Genomic DNA, 19,103 nt, shown 5'->3' on the forward strand with positions numbered 1-19,103 from the left:
GGGGGCGGGCTCGCGCTGGCGGTGTGGCCGCTGGAGCGGGGCTTCGAGGCCGAGGGGCTGACGGTGATCGCCGAGCAGGACGTGCTCGGCGACCGGCTGATCCGGGCGCCGAGGCGGCGGCGGCGGGCGGAGAACTTCCTCGTCGAGGCGGCGGGGCTCTCAGCCGGCGAGCTGGTCGTGCATGTCGACCACGGGGTCGGGCGCTACCAGGGGCTCGAGACCGTCACCGCGATGGGCGCGCCGCATGAATGCCTGCGGATCGAGTACGCGGGCGGCGACAAGCTCTACCTGCCGGTCGAGAACGTCGAGCTGCTCAGCCGCTACGGGCACGAGGAGGGGCTGCTCGACCGGCTGGGCGGCGGGGCGTGGCAGGCGAAGAAGGCGCGGCTGAAGGCGCGCATCCGCGACATGGCGGAGCGGCTGATCCGGGTGGCGGCGGAGCGGGCGCTCCGCAAGGGCGCGATCCTGACGCCCCCGGAGCACCACGTCTGGGACGAGTTCTGCGCGCGGTTTCCCTATGCCGAGACCGAGGACCAGCTTGCGGCGATCGCCGACGTGCTCGGCGACATGGAGAGCGGTCAGCCGATGGACCGGCTCATCTGCGGTGACGTCGGCTTCGGCAAGACCGAGGTGGCGCTGCGGGCGGCCTTCGTCGCGGCGATGTCGGGGGTGCAGGTGGCGGTGATCGCGCCGACGACGCTGCTGGCGCGGCAGCATTTCAAGAGCTTCTCCGAGCGGTTCCGCGGCCTGCCGATCCGGGTGCGGCAGCTGTCGCGCTTCGTCTCGGCCAAGGAGGCGGCGGAGACGCGGGACGACCTGGCGCGGGGGAAGGTGGAGATCGTCGTCGGCACCCACGCGCTGCTCGCGAAGGGGGTGCGCTTCGCCAGTCTCGGGCTGCTCGTCATCGACGAGGAGCAGCATTTCGGGGTGGCGCACAAGGAGCGGCTGAAGGCGCTGCGCTCGGACGTGCATGTGCTGACGCTGACGGCGACGCCGATCCCGCGGACGTTGCAGATGGCGCTGTCGGGGGTGCGGGAGCTGAGCCTGATCGCGACGCCGCCGGTCGACCGGTTGGCGATCCGCACCTATGTGAGCGAGTTCGACCCGGTGACGGTGCGCGAGGCGCTGCTGCGCGAGCGGTATCGCGGCGGGCAGTGCTTCTACGTCGTGCCGCGGATCGCCGATCTCGGCGAGGTGGAGGCGTATCTGCGGGAGAACGTGCCGGAGGTGAGCTTCGTCGTCGCCCATGGGCAGATGGCGGCGACCGAGCTCGACGAGCGGATGAACGCCTTCTACGACGGCAAGTACGACGTGCTGGTCTCGACGACGATCGTCGAGTCCGGGCTCGACATCCCGGCGGCGAACACGCTGATCGTCGAGCGGGCGGACATGTTCGGGCTCGCCCAGCTCTACCAGATCCGCGGGCGGGTGGGGCGGTCGAAGCTGCGCGCCTATGCGTTCTTCATGACCGAGCCGCGCAAGAAGCTGACGCCGCAGGCGGAGAAGCGGCTGCGGGTGCTCGGGGCGCTTGACAGCCTCGGGGCGGGGTTCACGCTGGCCTCGCAGGACCTCGACATCCGCGGCGCCGGCAACCTCCTCGGCGAGGAGCAGTCGGGGCAGGTGCGCGAGGTCGGGTTCGAACTCTACCAGGAGATGCTGGAGGAGGCGATCGCCAAGCTGCGCTCCGGCGAGGTGGAGATGGCCGACGAGGGCGAATGGTCGCCGCAGATCAACCTCGGCGTGCCGGTGCTGATCCCGGAGGCCTATGTCCCCGACCTCGACGTGCGGCTCGGGCTCTACCGGCGGCTGTCGGCGCTGGAGAAGAAGGTCGAGATGGAGGGATTCGCGGCCGAGCTGATCGACCGGTTCGGGCCGCTGCCGGCCGAGGTCGACACGCTGATGACGGTGGTGCGGATCAAGGCGCTGTGCAAGCGGGCCGGGATCGCGCGGCTCGACGGCGGACCGAAGGGGGCGACGGTGACGTTCCACGGCGACCGCTACGCCAATCCGGCCGGGCTGGTGCAGTTCCTGCAGGACCAGAAGGGCGCGGCGAAGATCAAGGACAACCGCATCGTGCTGCGCCGCGACTGGGCCGACGACCGGGCGCGGCTGGTCGGCGCCTTCGCCATCGCGCGCGATCTCGCGCAGCTCGCCGCGCCGCCGGCGAAGGCGGCCAGGGCGAGCGCCTGAGCCGGTCGGGGCGCCGGTCGGGGCGCCGGTCGCCGCAGACAGGGGCACAGGTTTCAGGCAATCTCGCCGGGGTCGACCGGGCGAGGGAGGGCCGGATGCGGAGGGGTATCGTGGCGGCCGCGGCTGTCGTGGCCTGCGGGACGGCGGCGGCGGACACGCCGGGGCTGAAGGTCATCGATCCGGCGGAGCTCAAGCGGGAGATGGAGGGCCTCGCCCGGGAGCTCGGCCTGCCAGGCGCGATGTTCCTGCTCTCGACGCCGCAGGGCGACGTGGTCTTCGGCTACGGCACGAACGAGCTCGGCAAGGCCGACCCGCCGCGCGCGGACACGCATTTCCGCGCCGCCTCGAATACCAAGACCATGACGGCGGCGGTCATCGTGCAGATGGCGGAGGAGGGACGGCTCGGTCTCGACGACCCGGTCTCGGCCTATGTCGAGGGCGTGCCGGAGGGCGACCGGATCACCCTGCGGATGCTGCTGACCATGCGCTCGGGCCTCTTCAACTTCACCGACGCGCCGGAGCTGGCGGCGAGCCTCGATGCGGACCCGGGCAAGGTCTGGACCGCGGCGGAGGTGCTCGGCATGGCCTTCGCGCGGCCGCCGGCGTTCGCGCCCGGGGCCGCCTACGCCTACAACAACACCAACTACTACCTGCTCGGGCTCGTCGCCGAGAAGGTCGACGGCAAGCCGCTGGCGGCGGTCTTCCGGGAGCGCCTGTTCAGGCCCCTCGGGATGCGGGACACCGCGCTGCCGGCGCCTGGTTCCGTCGCCCTGCCGGAGCCGCTGGCGCATGGCTACATCTACGGCGGCCCCGGCTACGCCCTGGTCGATGCGCCCTATCCGGCGGAGCTCGTGGCGGCGGCGAAGGCGGGCGCGCTCGCGCCCGAGGATGCGACGTGGCAGAACCCGTCGGCCTATTTCGCCGCCGGGGGCGTGATCTCGACGGCGGACGACCTCGCGACCTGGATGGAGGCGCTGGTCGGCGGCCGGGCGCTCGACGCGGCATTCCAGAAGCAGTGGCTGGAGAGCCCGGAGGCCCCGGTCCCCGGCGAGCCGGCGATGCAGAAATACGGCTTCGGGATCCTGACGCTCGGCTGGGGCTCGAACACGATCTACTACCACGAGGGCGAGATGCCCGGGTACCAGTCCTTCATGGGCCGCGATCCGGTCAACGACGTGACGCTGGTCATCTGGACCAACCTGACGCTCGATCTCGACGGCGCCCCTACCGCCAATACCCTGATGGTGAAGGCGCTCGACGAGATCTACGCCTTCTCGCCGCTGGATGCGGCGAGATAGGCGGCTACGGGGCTCGATCGCGGCCGGTGATGTCCGCAAGCGGGAGGGGCGGAGGGCGCCTCGCGGCCTCGGTTCTGGACGCCCGCGGCTTTCGCAGACCGCCCGGACGGAGCCCCGTGGCGGATGCGAGGAAATGTCCCACAGTAGGACATGGGGCAACCGTCTGAATCTGAATGAGAATAAAAAATCAGCAACATTATTGCCACACTGCACGACAGTGGAGCCGAAGCCCGGCCGGAAGCAGGTCGCGACGCGTGACGCCAGACGGATTTGACCCGTGGCAAATCCGTCCGCGATCGCCCCTCGGGGGGCGAGCGCGATTCCGCGCTCGCCGGGGCGCTCACGGACGGATTGCGCGCTTCCGCAGAAATCTGCGCCCCTCACGGCTTCCGCGCGCAACCGCGCTCCAGCCGTCGGCGCGGCGAAAGCAATGCTTTCGCTTGTCGCGCCGGGCCTCGCGGGCAAGCCCGCTTCGGTCGCTCGGCGCGCGCGCCCCGTGATCCAGCAGGCAGGCGTCGTGGAGTGTGCATTATTGCGTGGGCGGGCCCCTCGCCCACCTGTCCCGCCAAGGCGCGGGGGCGGTCTGTCGGGGCCCTCGCCTCCCGCCCTGCAAGGGCCTCCGGGCGGAGCCCGGGGAGGCGCCTCGCGCTCGCGCCGCGGCGAGGGCGCGAGGCCGGTCTGTCGGGGTCCATCACCTTCCGTCGCGCAAGGGCGAGGGCGGGCGGCGGTCCGGGGTCAGCCGAAGGTCGCGATGCAGTAGTCGGCGTGCCTCACGAACCGGCGGTAGGTCTCGCCCGACGTCGACAGCTCGTCGAGGGCGGCGCGGTAGGCGGGCATCGGATCGTCCGAGGGCACCCATTCCATCAGGAGATGGACGGCGAAGTCCTGCAGGGTGTCGTAGTCCGTCCGGCTGATCTCGCCCGCCTCGCGCATGAGATGGGCCGTCATGCCGACATAGGCGGCGCAGCGCAGCGCCTGCGCGGCCTTGCCGCGATAGGCCTCGGCCGCCGCCATGCCCGGGAGGGCCAACGTGGCGGCGAGGGCGAGACCCGCCACGCCATGCCGAAAGCTCCGCTCCATCGCCCGCGCCTCCCCGTTGCGATCCGGCACATTCGTATCGAATCGTCGCCACCCCGAGGGCAGGATCGCACAGGCGTCGCCGGGCGCGGCGCCGCGCTGCGCCGGTTGGTTAGCGGACTGGCGGCGCCGGGGGCGCGGCGCTAGGGTCGCCGCCGCGCGCAGAGGGGAGGCGGATGTGGCGGATGTGAGCTGGAAGGAGCCGGCGGCGAGGGCTACGGCGCGGCTGACTGCGCTGGCGGCGAGCCTGCCGGCGTCGGTTCCGTTCGTCGGGCCCGAGACGCAGGAGCGGGCGCGGGGGGCGGCGTTCCGGGCGCGGCTCGGGGCGAACGAGAGCGTGTTCGGGCCGTCGCCGCGGGCGGTGGCGGCGATGGCCGAGGCGGCGGCGGGCGCGTGGATGTACGGCGACCCGGAGGGCTGGGAGCTGCGCGCCGCCATCGCGGCGTATCACGGGGTCGCCATGGCCAGCGTGACGCTGGGCGAGGGGATCGACGGGCTGCTCGGTTGCCTGGTGCGGCTGACGGTCGCGCCCGGCGATCCGGTGGTGACCTCGCACGGGGCCTATCCGACCTTCGGCTATCACGTGACCGGCTTCGGGGGCGTGCTGCACGCCGCGCCCTATCGCGACGACGCCGAGGACCCGGAGGCGCTGCTGGCGCTCGCGCGGGCGACGGGGGCGCGGCTCGTCTACCTCGCCAACCCGGACAACCCGATGGGGAGCTGGCGGTCGGCGGCGGAGGTGCAGGCGCTGGCCGCCGGGCTGCCGGAGGGGGCGGTGCTGTGCCTCGATGAGGCCTATGCCGATTTCGCGCCGGCGGGCGTGGTTCCGCCGCTCGACATGGCCGAGGCGCGGGTCATCCGGATGCGGACGTTCTCCAAGGCGCACGGGCTCGCCGGGGCGCGGGTCGGCTACGCGTTGGGCGAGCCGGGGCTGATCGCCGCCTTCGACCGGGTGCGGAACCATTTCGGGGTGAACCGGATCGGACAGGCCGGTGCGCTGGCGGCGCTCGCCGACGCCGGCTGGCTCGCCCATGTCCGGGCCGAGGTCGCGGCGGCCAGGGCGCGGATCGCGGCGATTGCCGCGGCGGAGGGGCTGGCGGCGCTGCCCTCGGCGACGAACTTCGTCGCCGTCGATTGCGGGCGCGACGGGGATTTCGCCCGCGCGGTGCTGCGCGGGCTGGTCGAGCGCGGGGTGTTCGTGCGGATGCCGTTCGTGGCGCCGCAGGACCGCTGCATCCGGGTGAGCGCGGGGCGCCCCGCCGACCTCGACGTGCTGGCCGAGGTCCTGCCGCAGGCGCTGGCGGCCGCGCGGGTCAGCGCGGGGTGAGCGAGCTGACCAGCTCGTTCGCCATCTCCACCATGCCGGGGAAGCCGGCGACGCTGAACCGGTTCATGGCGATGAAGACGCCGGTGCGCCGCGCCGGCACGATGGCGACGTAGGAGAAGATGCCCTGCAGGCCGCCGGTCTTCTGCAGGAGCATCGGCTGGTTCCCCTCCGGCGCGACCGCGACCCAGCCGAGGCCCATCGCCGCCATCTCGCCGCCGTCGTCGAGGCCGGAGACCGGCGAGAGCCCGTCGCGCCAGAGCCAGCCGGCATGGAGCATACGCCGCCACTCGGCGTCCTCGGCCGAGCGGTCGTCGAGGTGCCAGGCCAGCCACCTCAGCATGTCGTTCGCGGTGGTGTAGAGGCCGCCGGCGCACTGGATGGTCTCGGGGGTCGGCGCGAAGGGCATCGGCGAGCCGTCGAAGTCGTGGCCCTGCATGGCGCGGGCCTCGTCGCCGGGGGCGAGGTCGAACCGGGTCTCGATCATGCCGTTCGGCGCGAGGATGCGCTCGGCGAGCAGCTCGGCGTAGGGCTTGCCGCCGGCATGGCCGAGCGCGGCGCCGAGGAGGTCGAAGCCCCAGTTGGAGTAGAGCGCGCCCGTGCCCGGGGCGAACAGGAACGGGTCGGCGGCGAGCTCCTTCTGCGAGAGCTGAAGCGTGTTGCCGGCGAAGGGATCCTCGGGCGTGCCGCCGGTCTGGTTGGGGACCTCGCGGGGCAGGCCGGAGGACTGGGTGGCGAGGTCGATGAGGCGCAGGGTGCGGCCGTCCTTCTCCGGCACGGTCCAGCCGGGGAGATGGGCGGCGAGCGGGTCGGTCAGGCGCAGCTTGCCCTCGACGGCGAGGCCGCCGGCGACGTCGCCGCAGAAGGCCTTGGAGATCGAGCCGATCCGGAGCGGCGTGTCGCCGTCGGGCGCGCGGCCGGAGCCGTCGGCGGCCTCGCCGAAGCCCGCCACCGCGGTCTCGCCGTCGCGGATCGCGCCGAGGATCATGCCGGGCGCGCCGGAGCCGAGCCAGGCGATCGCGCCGGAGAAATTCACCGTCTCGTCAAGCAGGCGGTCCTCGGCCGCGGCGGGCGAGGCCGCCCAGCAGGCGCACGCGAGCAGGGCGGCTAGGGTTCTCGGGGCGCAGGTCATCGCGGGCTCTCCCGGCAGGGCGCGACGGGGGACGTCACGCAAACGCCCGCCGCGGGGGCCGCGGCTGCCGGCCGGCCGGTGCGGGCGGCGGGAGTGTGCGGCGCCGGCGCGGCGCGCGGCAAGCGCGGTCGCGGGGAAGCGGATGGAATCGTGCGGAAAGGGAGAAGGCGGAGGCGTGGCCAGCTTTCCCGGGCCGCGGCGGCCGTCCGGTGCGGGCCGCGCCCGGGCGCGGCGAGCGCGGTCGCCGGGAAACCGACGGGATCGCGCGGAAAGGCGAGGAGGCCGGCAAGGCCGGCCCCGCGATGGGGGGCCGGCCGGGGCGGGCTCAGTTGAGCGCGCCGTCCTTGTCCTGGTCGCCGGCGGCGAAGTCGGACTTCGCCTGCGCGTCGACCTCGGGCGGCGTGACCTTGCCGTCCTTGTTGGCGTCGAAGGCGTCGAAGTGCTCGCGGGCGAGCTTGCCCTCGGCCTCGGCCCAGGTCACCGCGCCGTTGGCGTCGGCGTCGAGGGCCTTGAAGATCTTCGTCAGCGCGCCGACGAACTCGTTCTGGCTGACGGCGCCGTCCTTGTCGGTGTCGACCGCCGCGAGCTGGGCGTCGGTGACGCCCGCGGCCGGCGCGGCGGCGTCCTGGGCGGCGGCGAGGCCGGCGGAGAGCGCGAGCGTCGCGGCGGCGAGGGTCAGGGTCCTGCGCATGTCGGTGTCCTCCTCAGCCGCAGGTGAGCCGGTTGCCGGCGAAGCCGCCGATCGCGGCGCCGGCGCCGGTGGCGATCAGCTGGCCGGTGCCGCCGCCGATCAGCGAGCCGGCGAGGCCGCCGAGCACCGCGCCGCTGGCGGTGCCCGCCACGCAGCCCATCTCGTGCTTCTGCTCCGGCGTCATGTCGGCGCATGCCGACAGCGCGATGGCGGCGCCGGCGAGGGCCGCCCATGCGGGTCTCAGCTTCATTCCTTCACCTCGTGATCTGCCCGTGCCGCCGCACCCCCCGGATCTTGCGCGTCCGGGCGCCGCTGCGTGCGGGGGCGGAGAGTAGCGTCGCCGGGCGGCGCGGTCCAGCCCCGTGCGGGGGACCGCGCCGCCCTCGGCGGATCGGCGCGCTCAGGCCTGCGGGGCCGCGGCGGCGACGTGGCCGGCGAGCGCGTTGCGCAGCGCCTCCTCGCGGGTGTGGTCGAGCGAGGTCTGCAGGATGCGGCCGCCGACGCCCTTGAGCTGCTCGAGCACCTTGTCGCCGGTGACGCGCTTCACGAGGACGAAGAGCACCGCCTCGCCCGGCTGGATGTCGTGGGCGGCGAGCTCCTTCATGAACTTGTCGTTCACGCCGACGTCGGTCAGCGCGCCGGCGATGGCGCCGCCCGCGGCGCCGGCCGCGACGCCGACCAGCGGGTTGAGGAAGAGGACGCCGATCAGCAGGCCCCAGAAGCTGCCGCCGGCCGCGCCGGCGGCGGTGGTGTTCATCAGCTGGTTGAGCTTGACCTTGCCGTCGGCGGTCTTCACCGCGATCGCGGCGTCGCCGATGTCGATCAGGTAGTCCTTGCTCATCTCGAGGATCTTGTTCCTCACCTCCTCGGCCTTGGCCTCGGATTCGAAGACGACGGCGATCAGGTCGGCCATTTCGCGGGTGCTCCTTCCCTGCGGGGGCGCCGGCTCCGGCCGGGCGCGTCCGGGTTACCCGCGGGCTCGGGCGGCTGTCAATCGCGGCTCGCGGCGGCTCACGCGGCCGGGAAGGAGGCGCGCGCCGCCGGCGCGGCGTGGGCGTGGAGGAAGGCGGCGAGCGGACGCCAGACCTCCTCGAGGGCGAGGCTGCCGACGATCATGCCGACATGGCCGGCGCGCGGCTCCAGGGCGCGGGCGCCGGGAATGGCGCGCGCCAGCGGCAGCGCCAGCGGGGCCGGCGCGATCGAATCGCGCGTGCCGGCGACGACGAGGGCGGGGGCGCGGATCGCGGCCGGATCGACCGGCGCGCCGAGGAAGCGCCAGCGGCCGGCGGCGGTGGCGTTGTGGATCTGCCAGTCGACCAGCAGGTTCTTCGCGGCGGGCGCGGGCATGGCGACGCCGTCGGCGAGCCAGTCCTCGAGGGCGACGAAGTGGCGCGCCGCCGCGCTCGCCGGGTCGAGGCGGGCGAAGCGCTGGAACTTCAGCGTCGCCTGCACCGGGCTCACCAGCGCGAAGAGGCCCTGGAAGGTCGAGACCGGCACGAAGCCGAAGGCCTCGCCGAGCGTGTCGAGCTGGCGCTCGATCCGGTCCGCCCCGGAGGCGCGCACCATGGCGCGGAGCTGGCCGGCGAAGCCGCGGGCCGAGACGAAGTCCCAGGGCGAGCCGAGGATCGCCAGCGCCGCGATCCCCTCGGGGCGGCGCGCGGCCAGCCCGGCGGCCAGCGTGCCGCCCATGCAGTAGCCGATCAGCGCCACGGGCCGGCCGCTCAGCGCCCGCGCCTGCGCGAGCGCCGGCTCGAGGCGGAGGGCGCCGTAGTCGTCGAGGGCGAAGCCCGCCTCCGCCCGGCCCGGCGCGCCCCAGTCGAGCAGGAGCGGCCGCAGCCCCTGCCCGGCCAGCCAGCGCAGCATCGACCAGGGCCGGTCGAGGTCGAGGATGTAGGCGCGGTTGATCAGGCTCGGGATGACGAGGACGGCCGGGCCGTCCGGATCGGTCGCCTCCGGCGCCTGGCCGTAGTCGAGGAGCCGGGCGCCCCCCGCCGACCAGACGACGGGCGGGTCGGCGAGGACGCGGCGATAGGGATGCGCCTGCCAGGCCTCGACGCCGCGCAGCATGGCCGAGAGGCGGGCCCCGATCTCGCGGGCGACGGCGACCCGGTCCAGGTCCGGCCCGAGCGCCGCGGCCTCGGCGGCGAGGTGCGGGCTCCAGGGGAAGCTCGCCTCGTGAGCGCGGGGCGCGGCGAGCAGCGCCTGGGCGTAGGCCGCGAGCGCGGTGGAGAGGTGGAAGGCGAGCGGGCTCGGCTCGCCGCGTCGGTGCGGGGCGGTCATTCGTCGGTCGCCGGGCCCGTCGGCGGGCGCGTCGCCTGCGCGGCCGGCCGGTCCGGCGGCCGGGGCAGCGGCGCGCCCTGCGCGGCGAGATGCATCAGGTGGCGCTCCCAGAGATCGACATAGGCCGCCGCCCGCCGCGCAGGGTCCTCGGCCCGGGCGTCGGCGTCGGGCGAAGCCGCGCCCTCCGCGGGCATTTTCGCAGTTGCGGAAATCGGTTGCGCCATCTCATCCCGTCTCGCTAATGTGGCGGAAGGGACCGCCCCTCGCAGGAGACAGTCGCTTGACCGATAAGGACGACGTGGCGGACGAGCCGATCATCATCAAGAAGTACGCCAACCGGCGGCTCTACAACACCGCGAAATCGAGCTACGTGACCCTGGACCACCTCGCCCAGATGGTGCGCGAGGGGCAGGACTTCGTGGTCAACGACGCCAAGACGGGCGAGGACATCACCCGCGGCGTGCTGGCGCAGATCATCTTCGAGGAAGAGGCGAAGGAGGGCAACACCATGCTGCCCGCGAACTTCCTGCGCTCGCTGATCCGCCTCTACGGCGACACGCTGCAGGGCTTCGTGCCGGGCTATCTCGACGCCTCGATGGAGACCTTCGCGAAGAACCAGGAGCGGATGCGCGAGCAGGTCCAGAAGGCCTTCGAGGCCAATCCGGCGCTGGCGAACTTCGAGGCGCTGGCCCGGACCAACATGGAGTGGTTCGAGAACGCCATGCGCATGTTCGCGCCGTTCACCGCGGGGATGCAGAAGGGCGCGCCGGGGCGGATCGCCGCCAAGGACGTCGAGCTCGACGAGCTCAAGGAGCAGCTCGCCGCCATGCAGCAGCAGCTGAACAAGCTGGTCAAGGACGGCTGAGCGGGGCCGCGCGGTCAGCCCGCGCGGCGGCGCTCCTCGGCCGGGGGCATCGCCGGCAGGGCGGCGGGGCGGCCGTAGCGGTAGCCCTGCAGGCAGTCCACGCCGGCGGCGCGCAGGCAGTCGGCGTCGGCGTCGCACTCGACCCGCTCGGCCACCACGGTCATGTCGAAGTGCCGGGCGAGCCGGACGAGGCAGTCGACCAGCGCCCGGGAATCGGCCGAGCGCGCCACGCCCTGCACGTAGGCGCCGTCGATCTTGACCATGTCGAAGCGGAAGTCGCGGAAGTGGCGGAAGCCGGTCGCGCCGGCGCCGAAGTCGTCGAGCGCGAAGGCGCAGCCGAAGCCGCGGACGTGGTCCATGAAGTCGCGCGTCAGGCCGGGGTCGACGAGGGCGGCGGTCTCGGTGACCTCGACGATCAGCCGGGCGGTGACGCGGGGGTCGCGGGCGGCCGCGGCGGCGATGGCGGCGAGCCAGTCGGCGTCGCCCATCGAGAGCGGCGACATGTTCACGGAGAGCCGCAGCGTCGGGTCGGCGGCGAGCGCGGCGAGGGCGGCCTCGAGCGCGAGGAGGTCGATGGCGCGGCCGAGCGGCCCGCCCTCGACATGCGGCAGGAACGCCGCCGCCGGCAGCGTGCGGCCGCCGGGCAGCGCGATCCGCGCCAGCATCTCGAAGAAGGCGGGGAAGCCCGGGGCGTCGGCGCGCACGACCGGCTGGTAGTGGAAGATCACCCGGCCCTGCGCCAGCGCCTGGGCGACCGCGAAGCGGACGCGGGCGCGCGATTCCAGCGGAGAGAGGCCGGCAGGCGCCTCGCCGGCGGCGAGGGCGCGGAGGCGGGCGAGGGGGTCGCGGCTGGGGGGCTGCTGTTCCATGGCGCTCGGACCTCCTCGCGGGGATGCTGACGCCGCTAACCTAACGAGACGTTCCTTAAATGTTCGTCAACGGCGACGTCCTGCGCCGGTTGCGCGGCGGCCGGGGGTCTGCTGGTCGGGGCGGCGAGATTCGAACTCGCGGCCTCTGGTACCCAAAACCAGCGCGCTACCAGGCTGCGCCACGCCCCGACATGCACGCTCTAGCGCGCGGGGCCGGCGCTGGGAAGGGCCGGGGCGGGCCTCAGCCGGCGGCGCAGCTCCAGGCGGCGCCGGCGGCGGGGATGGCGGGGTGGCGCATCTCGGCCCCCGCGGCGATGCCGAGGCGGGCGGCCGCGCCGCCGTTCAGCTCGAGCACGAACTGGACGTCGCCGTGGCCCGGGATGGCGGTCAGGTCGCCGGGGACGGCGTTCTCGTGGACGGAGACGAGGCGCCCCGAGGCGTCGAAGAACAGCATGTCGAGGGGGATCAGGGTGTTCTTCATCCAGAACGCCACCGGCTGGGCCGTGTCGTAGACGAAGAGCATCCCCCCGAAGCGGGGCAGGCTCTCGCGGAACATCAGGCCGCGGGCCCGCTCGGCGTCGTCGTCGGCGACCTCGACCTGGAAGCGCATGACGCTCGCGCCCTGGCGCAGCTCGACGACGTCCGGCGCGCAGCCCGCCGCCGCGGGGCCGGCAGCGAGGGCGAGAAGCAGGAGCGCGCCGGCGCGGCGGCCGGCGGCCGGCGCGGCGCCGCGGGCGGGGCTGCCGGCTAACACGCGTGATAACGGGGGTAGAGCGTTGATATAAAAGACGAATCCGACGCGCCGCCCCGGCGGCGATCTGTGCGGAGCAGAGCGGCGCCGCCGGACGAGGCCCGGCCCGGCGGGCCGTCAGACCTCATCGGCGCCCTGCCGGGCCACGTAGTCCCAGCTGCGGACCTCGTAGACCATCGGCCCGCGCGGGCCGGCGGTCACCCGGACGGCCAGCACGTCGCCCGCCACCACCTCGCCGTAGCCGAACTGGCGCAGCGTCTCCATGTGCAGGAACACGTCCTCGGCCTTGCCGTAGACGTTGACGAAGCCGAACCCCTTCACCCGGTCGAACCACTTCACCCGGGCGGGCTGCAGCGGCCCGGAGGCCTGGCCGTTGGCGGGGTTGAACAGCGCCGCGACCGCCTCGGGCGGCGTCGCCGCAGGCACGATCTCGACCACCTCGACCGCCTGCCGGCCGCGCTCCGTCTGCTGGACGTTGACGACGATCTCGGCGCCTTCGGCGACCGAGGAGAACCCGAAGACGCGCAAGACATTCCCGTGCAGCAGTATGTCGCCGCCGCCGTCCTCGGCCACTACGAAGCCATATCCCTTCGTAGTGTCGAACCATTTCACATGACCACGCACCATCATCGCACATACATTTATGATTTTTCCGGACACGCCCCCGTTTCCGGTGACGCCTCGAAAGGCGGCATCAAGAACCGAACAACCATCCAGCAATCGACCCCGGCCGGGATAATCGACTCCATTTCGTGAGAACGCAAGCAATGAACTTGTTTATGGGGAGACATTGATGATTTGCAACCGCCGATTGATCTCCTGCCGAGCGCCGGTCGCCCCGCGCGTGGATCACGATGTCGTCAGACGTGCTGGCCCCCGTTTATCTCGATCTCGGAGCCCGAGACGTAGGAGCTCTCGGAGGTGCAGAGGAAGTAGATCGTGCGCGCGACCTCCTCCGGCTTGCCGAGGCGGCGCAGCGGAATCGCGTTGGCGAGCTCCTCGGTGCCGGGCGAGAGGATCTCGGTGTCGATCTCGCCGGGGGCGATGGCGTTCACCCGCACCCCCATCGGGCCGAAGTCGTGGGCCATCTCGCGGGTCAGCGCGGAGAGCGCCGCCTTCGAGGTGGCGTAGGCGGCGCCGGCGAAGGGATGCACCCGGCTGCCGGCGATCGAGGTGACGTTGACGATGGCGCCCTTCGCCGCGGCCAGCTCCGCCGCGAGGCCGCGGGCGAGGATGACCGGCGCGAAGAAGTTGACGTGGAAGACCTGCCCCCAGGCGCGCAGGTCGGTGGTCAGCGTCGAGAGCCGCGCGCCGTCGGGCCCCTTGGGCGAGATGCCGGCGTTGTTGACGAGCGCGTCGAGCCGGCCGCCGTGCAGGCGGCTGCGCAGGTCGGCCACCGCCTGCATGGCGCTGTTCGGATCGGCGAGGTCGACCTGGAGGTGGTCCTCGGGGCCCATCTCCCAGGGGCAGTCCTCCGGGAAGGGATGCCGCGAGCAGGTGATGACCCGCCATCCGGCCGAGGAGAAGCGCTTGACCGTGGCATGGCCGATGCCCCGGCTCGCGCCGGTCAGGAGCAGCGTGCGTCGATCCGGCATGGGCTCGCCTCCGTTCTAGGGCCGAGGTATCGGCGGCGCGCCGCGCAATCAAGGGCCGCCGGGCGGCGCCGGCGGCAGTTTGGCGTTGGCAATGCGGCCGGGCTGGGGTTACATCGGCGACGGGCGAGAGCAGTGAACCAGAAGAAGGCCACGAAACGATGGCGCGTCCCGTTGTGCTCTGCATCCTCGACGGATGGGGAGACCGGCCGGAGACCGAGGCGAATGCGGTCTCGCTCGCCCGGACCCCGAATTTCGACCGCATCCGGGCGACCTGCCCGACCGCGACCCTCGCCGCGCACGGACCGGACGTCGGCCTGCCCGAGGGGCAGATGGGCAATTCCGAGGTGGGCCACACCAATATCGGCGCCGGCCGGGTGGTGTGGATGGACCTGCCGCGCATCGACAACGCGCTGACCGACGGCAGCTTCGCGGCGAGCCCGGTCCTCGGCGCCTTCATCGCCGCCGTGCGCGCCGCCGGCGGCGTCGCGCATCTCGCCGGGCTCGCCTCGCCGGGCGGCGTCCACGCCCACCAGCGCCACATCGCCGCGGCCGCCTCGGCGATCGTGGCGGCGGGCGTGCCGGTGGCGATCCACGCCTTCCTCGACGGCCGTGACGTGCCGCCGCAATCGGCCGGCCCGCAGATCGCCGAGCTCGAGGCGGCGCTGCCCGCGGGCGCGCGCATCGCGACGGTGAGCGGGCGCTTCTACGCCATGGACCGCGACAAGCGCTGGGACCGAGTGGAGAAGGCGGCCGCCGCGATCCTGCGCGGCGAGGGCCTCGCCGCCGCCACCGCGGCCGAGGCGATCGCGGCGGGCTACGCCCGCGGCGAGACCGACGAGTTCGTCACCCCCACGGCGATCGCCGGCTATGCCGGCGCGCGCGACGGCGACGGGCTGTTCTTCCAGAACTTCCGCGCCGACCGCGCCCGCGAGATCCTCGGCGCGCTGGTCGACCCGGCCTTCGACGGCTTCGCCGTGACCGGCCGTCCGGCCTGGTCGGCGACGCTCGGCATGGTCGAGTATTCCGACCGGCTGAACGCGCTGATGCCGGCGGTCTTCCCGGCCCAGCCGATCGTCAACCCGATCGGCGCCTGGGTCGCCGCGCACGGCCTGACCCAGTTCCGCCTCGCCGAGACGGAGAAGTACCCGCACGTGACCTTCTTCCTCTCCGGCGGCGTCGAGACGCCGGCCCCGGGCGAGACGCGCTACATGGCGCCGAGCCCGAAGGTCCGGACCTACGATCTCGCGCCGGAGATGTCGGCCGCCGAGGTGACGGAGCAGCTCGCCGGCGCGATCCGCTCGCGCGCCCACGACCTGATCGTGGTGAACTTCGCCAATCCCGACATGGTCGGCCATACCGGAGACCTCGCCGCGGCGATCCGCGCCTGCGAGGCGGTGGACCGCGGGCTCGGCGAGGCGCTGGCGGCGATCGGGGAGACCGGCGGGGCGATGATTGTCACCGCCGACCACGGCAACGCCGAGCTGATGGTCGACCCCGAGACCGGCGGGCCGCACACCGCCCATACCCTGAACCCGGTCCCGGTGATCCTCGTCGGCGGCCCGCCGGGCGCGCGGCTGCGCGCCGGGGGGCGGCTCGCCGACCTGGCGCCGACGCTGCTGGCGCTCCTCGGCCTGCCGCAGCCCCCGGAGATGTCCGGCCAGAGCCTGATCGAGGCGGCATGAGACGCCTCGGCCTCGCCCTGATCGGCCTCGCCCTCGCCGCCCCGGCTCCCGCCGGCACCAACGGCCCGGACAGGGCCGCCGCCCTCGACGCGGCGATCGCCGCCGTCGCGGCCGGTGAGATTGCCGCGCCCGGCGCGGCCGGTGAGATTGCCGCCCCCGGCGCGGTCCCCGCCCCGGCCGACCCCGCGGCGATCTCGGCGCTGGTCGCGGCGCTCCGCCAGCAGGAGGCGGCGCTGGCCGCGTTGCGCGGCTCGGTGCGCGCCGCCGGCGAGAACGAGCGCGCGCTGACGGAGGCGTTCGACGCCGATCGCGGCGTGGTGCAGCGCCTGCTCGCCACCCTGGAGGCGATGAGCCTCGCCGCCGACGGCGCGCCGGCCCCGCATCCCGGCGGCCCGCTGGCGGCGGCGCGCGCCGAGCGGCTGATCGGCTGGCTGAAGCCGGCGCTGGAGACGCGGGCCCGCGGGCTCGCCGACCGGGTCCGGCAGCTCGAGGCGGCGCAGGCGCAGGAGGAGGCGGACCTCGCGGCGCTGACCGACGGCCTCGCCCGGCTCGCCCGCGGCCGCTCCGCCCTCGTCGCCGCGCTCGACGCGGACCGCGCCGCCGAGCAGGAGGGCGCGATGCAGGTCGGCCTCGCCGCCCGCGACGCGCCGCCCGAGTTCGCCCGCGAGGCCGACAACCTGAGCGCGCTCGCCGCCCGGCTGGCGGCGCTCTCCGGCCCGGCGGCGGCGGCGCCCGCGCCGGTCCCGCTGCGCTGGCCGGTGATGGGCACGCTGCGCTCGGAGTTCGAGGCGAAGGATTCCGCCGGCGTCCGGCGGCCCGGCCTCGTCGTCGAGGCGGCGCCGCTGTCGCTCGTCGTCGCCCCGGCCGACGGGGTAGTGCGCTATGCGGGGCCGTTCCTCGAATACGGCTACGTCGTCGTGCTGGAGCCGCGGGCGGACGTGCTCGTGGTCCTCGCCGGGCTCGCCACGCTGGAGACGAAGGCCGGCGAGCGGGTGCGCGCGGGCGATCTCCTCGGCCTTCTCGGCGGCCGCGAGCTCGACGCCCAAGAATATTTGATGCTGGCCGAGGCCGGAAACGGCGAGACGGGCGCCGAGACCCTGTATATAGAGCTTCGCCACGGGAAGGGGCCGGTCGATCCGGCCCCGTGGTTCGCGGGCGCAAACGGGTAGGACGAGCAGCATGCGTAAGGTGTTTCTGGCCGGCCTCGGCGGCGCGGTCGCGGGTTTCGTGGTGAGCGCCCAGTTCGCGGGTCCGCTGCTCGCGCAGGAAGCCAAGGACGACGCGAGCGTCTACGAGCAGCTCGACCTCTTCGGCGACATCTTCGAGCGCATCCGCAGCTCCTATGTCGAGGAGGTCTCCGACAAGGAGCTGATCCAGAGCGCCATCAACGGCATGCTCCAGTCGCTCGACCCGCATTCGAGCTACCTTCCGCCCGACGACTTCGACGACATGCAGGTGCAGACCAAGGGCGAGTTCGGCGGCCTCGGCATCGAGGTGACGCAGGAGAACGGCTTCGTGAAGGTCGTCTCGCCGATGGACGACACCCCCGCCGACCGCGCCGGCATCCTCTCGGGCGACCTCATCACCCACGTCAACGGCGAGAGCGTGCTGGGGCTCAACCTCAACGACGCGGTGGACATGATGCGCGGGCCGGTCGGCTCGGAGATCACCATCACCATCACCCGCGAGGGCACGCCCGAGCCCTTCGACGTGACGCTGACGCGCGAGACGATCACCATCGCCGCGGTCCGCTCCCGGCTCGAGGACGACACCGTCGTGCTCCGGCTGACCACGTTCAACGAGCAGACCTTCGAGGGGCTGGAGAAGCAGCTCAAGGAGCAGGTCGACGCCGCGGGCGGCATGGACAAGGTCAAGGGCTTCGTCATCGACCTGCGCAACAACCCCGGCGGCCTGCTCAACCAGGCCATCTCCGTCGCCGACGCCTTCCTCGATTCCGGCGAGATCGTCTCGACCCGCGGCCGCGACCCGCGCGACAGCGAGCGCTACAACGCCTCCACGGGCGACCTCGCCAAGGGCAAGCCGATCGTCGTCGTCATCAACGGCGGCTCGGCCAGCGCCTCGGAGATCGTCGCCGGCGCGCTGCAGGACCATCACCGCGCGGTGGTCGTCGGCACCCAGAGCTTCGGCAAGGGCTCGGTGCAGACGATCATGCCGGTGCAGGGCGAGGGCGCGATCCGGCTGACCACGGCGCGCTACTACACCCCCTCCGGCCGCTCGATCCAGGCGCTCGGCGTCTCGCCCGACATCATCGTCGACCCGCGCCCGGTCGAGACCGCGGCCGCCCAGCCCGAGGAGCCGGCCGCCTCCGCCACCGCGAACCGGCAGCGCAGCGAGGCCGACCTGCGTGGCTCGCTGACCAACGACTCGCTGACCGAGGACGAGAAGAAGACGCTGGAGGAGGAGCGCGCCCGCCGCGAGGAGACCGCCCGGCTGCGCGCCGAGGACTACCAGCTCTCCTACGCGATCGACATCCTGCGCGGCCTCTCGGTGCTCGACGGCGAGCGCGGCGAGGGCGAGCAGGCCTCGAGCCAGAACTGAGGCGATGGGCAAGGGCGGACGCGCGCTGACCGAGGCGGAGATCCTCGCGCTCCCCTACCGGCCCTGCGTCGGCGTGGCGCTGACCAACGCGGCCGGGCGCGTCTTCGCCGGGCAGCGGCTCGACACCACCGCCGAGGCCTGGCAGATGCCGCAGGGCGGCATCGACCCGGGCGAGGCCCCGCTCGCCGCGGCGCTCCGCGAGCTCCGCGAGGAGACCGGCGTCCCCGCCACGGCGGTGGAGGTGCTGGCCGAGGCCCCGGACTGGATCGACTACGACCTGCCGCCCGAGCTGGTCGGCAGGGTCTGGAAGGGCCGCTACCGCGGCCAGCGCCAGCGCTGGTTCCTGATGCGCCTCACCGGCGACGACGCCCTCATCGACATCGCCACGCCGGAGCCGGAGTTCCGCACCTGGCGCTGGGCGGCCCCGGACGAGCTGATCGAGATGATCGTGCCCTTCAAGCGGGCGACCTACCGCGCGGTGTTCGAGGCCTTCCGCGGCCGCCTGTGAACGGCGGGCTGTTCACGCGTGAAAATTCACCAAGTCATTGATTTTGCTTGAGGCGGATGTGTGGGCGCCACCGCCGCCTCACACTACACGACAGGAGCCGGTCGCCGCCCGAGCCCGCGTCGCTCCCCCCGACCGAAGCGGGCTCTGCCCGCGAGGCTGCGGCGCGACAAGCGAAAGCAAGGCTTTCGCCGCGCCGACGGCTGGAGCGCGTTGGCGCGTAAGCCGTAGGGGGTCCAGATTTCTCCGTCGCGCGCAATCCGTCCGTGATTGCCCCGGCGAGCG

General features: G+C 73.4%; 19 protein-coding genes and 1 tRNA gene. 8 read left to right on the forward strand and 12 right to left on the reverse strand.

All coding sequences use genetic code 11. The features are described 5' to 3' along the window. Together mfd and KBB57_RS18285 are read left to right on the forward strand one after the other, a co-directional pair. Positions 1-2,190: transcription-repair coupling factor (gene mfd, locus KBB57_RS18280; RefSeq protein ID WP_290753378.1), on the forward strand; the 2,190-nt coding region annotated here is incomplete at its 5' end. A 110-nt stretch (positions 2,191-2,300) separates the two neighbouring features. Continuing rightward, complete coding sequence (locus KBB57_RS18285) at positions 2,301-3,488, forward strand: serine hydrolase (RefSeq protein ID WP_290753380.1); 1,188 nt, start codon at positions 2,301-2,303, stop codon at positions 3,486-3,488. Positions 3,489-4,223: 735 nt separating this feature from the next. On the opposite strand, the gene KBB57_RS18290 is transcribed toward KBB57_RS18285, so the two are convergent. After that, positions 4,224-4,568, reverse strand: coding sequence for a hypothetical protein (locus KBB57_RS18290; protein ID WP_290753383.1), 345 nt, complete (start codon positions 4,566-4,568; stop codon positions 4,224-4,226). A gap of 184 nt (positions 4,569-4,752) precedes the next feature. On the opposite strand from KBB57_RS18290, the gene KBB57_RS18295 reads away from it, so the two are divergent. Continuing rightward, positions 4,753-5,892 (forward strand): pyridoxal phosphate-dependent aminotransferase, encoded by a 1,140-nt coding sequence (locus KBB57_RS18295; protein WP_290753419.1) that lies wholly within the window; start codon positions 4,753-4,755, stop codon positions 5,890-5,892. Here the strand turns inward: KBB57_RS18295 and ampH are convergent. From ampH to KBB57_RS18325, 6 genes are all read right to left on the reverse strand, one after another. Next, positions 5,879-7,021 (reverse strand): D-alanyl-D-alanine-carboxypeptidase/endopeptidase AmpH, encoded by a 1,143-nt coding sequence (gene ampH, locus KBB57_RS18300; protein ID WP_290753385.1) that lies wholly within the window; start codon positions 7,019-7,021, stop codon positions 5,879-5,881. The two genes, KBB57_RS18295 and ampH, sit on opposite strands and share 14 nt — an antisense overlap. A 325-nt stretch (positions 7,022-7,346) precedes the next feature. Continuing rightward, positions 7,347-7,712: an EF-hand domain-containing protein gene (locus KBB57_RS18305; RefSeq protein ID WP_290753387.1), complete on the reverse strand. Its 366-nt coding sequence runs from the start codon at positions 7,710-7,712 to the stop codon at positions 7,347-7,349. Positions 7,713-7,725: 13 nt separating this feature from the next. Continuing rightward, the gene (locus KBB57_RS18310; RefSeq protein WP_290753389.1) at positions 7,726-7,962 is read right to left on the reverse strand and encodes a glycine zipper 2TM domain-containing protein; all 237 of its coding nucleotides are present in this window, start codon (positions 7,960-7,962) and stop codon (positions 7,726-7,728) included. A 150-nt stretch (positions 7,963-8,112) separates the two neighbouring features. After that, positions 8,113-8,625 (reverse strand): DUF1269 domain-containing protein, encoded by a 513-nt coding sequence (locus KBB57_RS18315; RefSeq protein ID WP_290753391.1) that lies wholly within the window; start codon positions 8,623-8,625, stop codon positions 8,113-8,115. 98 nt (positions 8,626-8,723) lie between these two features. Then, on the reverse strand, positions 8,724-9,992 hold the full coding sequence (locus KBB57_RS18320; protein ID WP_290753393.1) for an alpha/beta fold hydrolase: 1,269 nt from the start codon (positions 9,990-9,992) through the stop codon (positions 8,724-8,726). Next, complete coding sequence (locus KBB57_RS18325; RefSeq protein WP_290753395.1) at positions 9,989-10,186, reverse strand: hypothetical protein; 198 nt, start codon at positions 10,184-10,186, stop codon at positions 9,989-9,991. The genes KBB57_RS18320 and KBB57_RS18325 overlap by 4 nt, the downstream gene beginning before the upstream one ends. An 86-nt stretch (positions 10,187-10,272) precedes the next feature. On the opposite strand from KBB57_RS18325, the gene phaR reads away from it, so the two are divergent. Next, positions 10,273-10,857 (forward strand): polyhydroxyalkanoate synthesis repressor PhaR, encoded by a 585-nt coding sequence (phaR, locus tag KBB57_RS18330; RefSeq protein ID WP_290753397.1) that lies wholly within the window; start codon positions 10,273-10,275, stop codon positions 10,855-10,857. Between the two features lie 14 nt (positions 10,858-10,871). On the opposite strand, the gene KBB57_RS18335 is transcribed toward phaR, so the two are convergent. The 5 genes from KBB57_RS18335 to KBB57_RS18355 all read right to left on the reverse strand — a co-directional run bounded on the left by KBB57_RS18335 (position 10,872) and on the right by KBB57_RS18355 (position 14,072). Further along, entirely contained in the window at positions 10,872-11,726 is an 855-nt protein-coding gene (locus tag KBB57_RS18335; RefSeq protein ID WP_290753400.1) for an EAL domain-containing protein, read from the reverse strand. A 112-nt stretch (positions 11,727-11,838) separates the two neighbouring features. Then, positions 11,839-11,915: transfer RNA gene (locus tag KBB57_RS18340), tRNA-Pro, on the reverse strand. A 52-nt stretch (positions 11,916-11,967) separates the two neighbouring features. Next, a complete protein-coding gene (locus KBB57_RS18345) occupies positions 11,968-12,480 on the reverse strand; it encodes a DUF192 domain-containing protein (protein WP_290753403.1) in 513 nt (170 codons plus the stop codon). 114 nt (positions 12,481-12,594) lie between these two features. After that, positions 12,595-13,107 carry a cold-shock protein gene (locus tag KBB57_RS18350; RefSeq protein WP_290753405.1) on the reverse strand — a complete coding sequence of 171 codons (513 nt, stop codon included), beginning with the start codon at positions 13,105-13,107 and terminating at the stop codon, positions 12,595-12,597. Between the two features lie 230 nt (positions 13,108-13,337). Beyond that, a complete protein-coding gene (locus KBB57_RS18355) occupies positions 13,338-14,072 on the reverse strand; it encodes an SDR family NAD(P)-dependent oxidoreductase (protein WP_290753408.1) in 735 nt (244 codons plus the stop codon). A gap of 158 nt (positions 14,073-14,230) precedes the next feature. Here KBB57_RS18355 and gpmI point away from each other — a divergent pair, with 158 nt between their 5' ends. Genes gpmI through KBB57_RS18375 form a run of 4 tightly spaced genes read left to right on the forward strand, consistent with a single transcriptional unit; the run spans position 14,231 to position 18,821 of the window. Beyond that, positions 14,231-15,754, forward strand: coding sequence for a 2,3-bisphosphoglycerate-independent phosphoglycerate mutase (gene gpmI / locus KBB57_RS18360; protein ID WP_290753411.1), 1,524 nt, complete (start codon positions 14,231-14,233; stop codon positions 15,752-15,754). Beyond that, positions 15,751-16,923, forward strand: a complete 1,173-nt coding sequence (locus KBB57_RS18365) for a peptidoglycan DD-metalloendopeptidase family protein (protein ID WP_290753414.1) — start codon at positions 15,751-15,753, stop codon at positions 16,921-16,923. The genes gpmI and KBB57_RS18365 overlap by 4 nt, the downstream gene beginning before the upstream one ends. A gap of 10 nt (positions 16,924-16,933) precedes the next feature. After that, complete coding sequence (locus KBB57_RS18370; protein WP_290753416.1) at positions 16,934-18,313, forward strand: S41 family peptidase; 1,380 nt, start codon at positions 16,934-16,936, stop codon at positions 18,311-18,313. 25 nt (positions 18,314-18,338) lie between these two features. Then, positions 18,339-18,821, forward strand: a complete 483-nt coding sequence (locus KBB57_RS18375) for an RNA pyrophosphohydrolase (RefSeq protein ID WP_290753422.1) — start codon at positions 18,339-18,341, stop codon at positions 18,819-18,821. Positions 18,822-19,103: the final 282 nt, after the last annotated feature.

This window comes from Amaricoccus sp., assembly GCF_017993425.1.
Classification (GTDB): domain Bacteria; phylum Pseudomonadota; class Alphaproteobacteria; order Rhodobacterales; family Rhodobacteraceae; genus Amaricoccus.

Coding starts and splice junctions, on each gene's coding strand:
- KBB57_RS18365 (WP_290753414.1), top strand. CDS start 15,751: ATGAGACGCCTCGGCCTCGCCCTGATCGGCCTCGCCCTCGCCGCCCCG.
- KBB57_RS18370 (WP_290753416.1), top strand. CDS start 16,934: ATGCGTAAGGTGTTTCTGGCCGGCCTCGGCGGCGCGGTCGCGGGTTTC.
- ampH (WP_290753385.1), bottom strand. CDS start 7,021: ATGACCTGCGCCCCGAGAACCCTAGCCGCCCTGCTCGCGTGCGCCTGC.
- KBB57_RS18355 (WP_290753408.1), bottom strand. CDS start 14,072: ATGCCGGATCGACGCACGCTGCTCCTGACCGGCGCGAGCCGGGGCATC.
- KBB57_RS18315 (WP_290753391.1), bottom strand. CDS start 8,625: ATGGCCGACCTGATCGCCGTCGTCTTCGAATCCGAGGCCAAGGCCGAG.
- gpmI (WP_290753411.1), top strand. CDS start 14,231: ATGGCGCGTCCCGTTGTGCTCTGCATCCTCGACGGATGGGGAGACCGG.
- KBB57_RS18350 (WP_290753405.1), bottom strand. CDS start 13,107: ATGATGGTGCGTGGTCATGTGAAATGGTTCGACACTACGAAGGGATAT.
- KBB57_RS18335 (WP_290753400.1), bottom strand. CDS start 11,726: ATGGAACAGCAGCCCCCCAGCCGCGACCCCCTCGCCCGCCTCCGCGCC.
- KBB57_RS18305 (WP_290753387.1), bottom strand. CDS start 7,712: ATGCGCAGGACCCTGACCCTCGCCGCCGCGACGCTCGCGCTCTCCGCC.
- KBB57_RS18290 (WP_290753383.1), bottom strand. CDS start 4,568: ATGGAGCGGAGCTTTCGGCATGGCGTGGCGGGTCTCGCCCTCGCCGCC.
- KBB57_RS18325 (WP_290753395.1), bottom strand. CDS start 10,186: ATGCCCGCGGAGGGCGCGGCTTCGCCCGACGCCGACGCCCGGGCCGAG.
- KBB57_RS18320 (WP_290753393.1), bottom strand. CDS start 9,992: ATGACCGCCCCGCACCGACGCGGCGAGCCGAGCCCGCTCGCCTTCCAC.
- KBB57_RS18310 (WP_290753389.1), bottom strand. CDS start 7,962: ATGAAGCTGAGACCCGCATGGGCGGCCCTCGCCGGCGCCGCCATCGCG.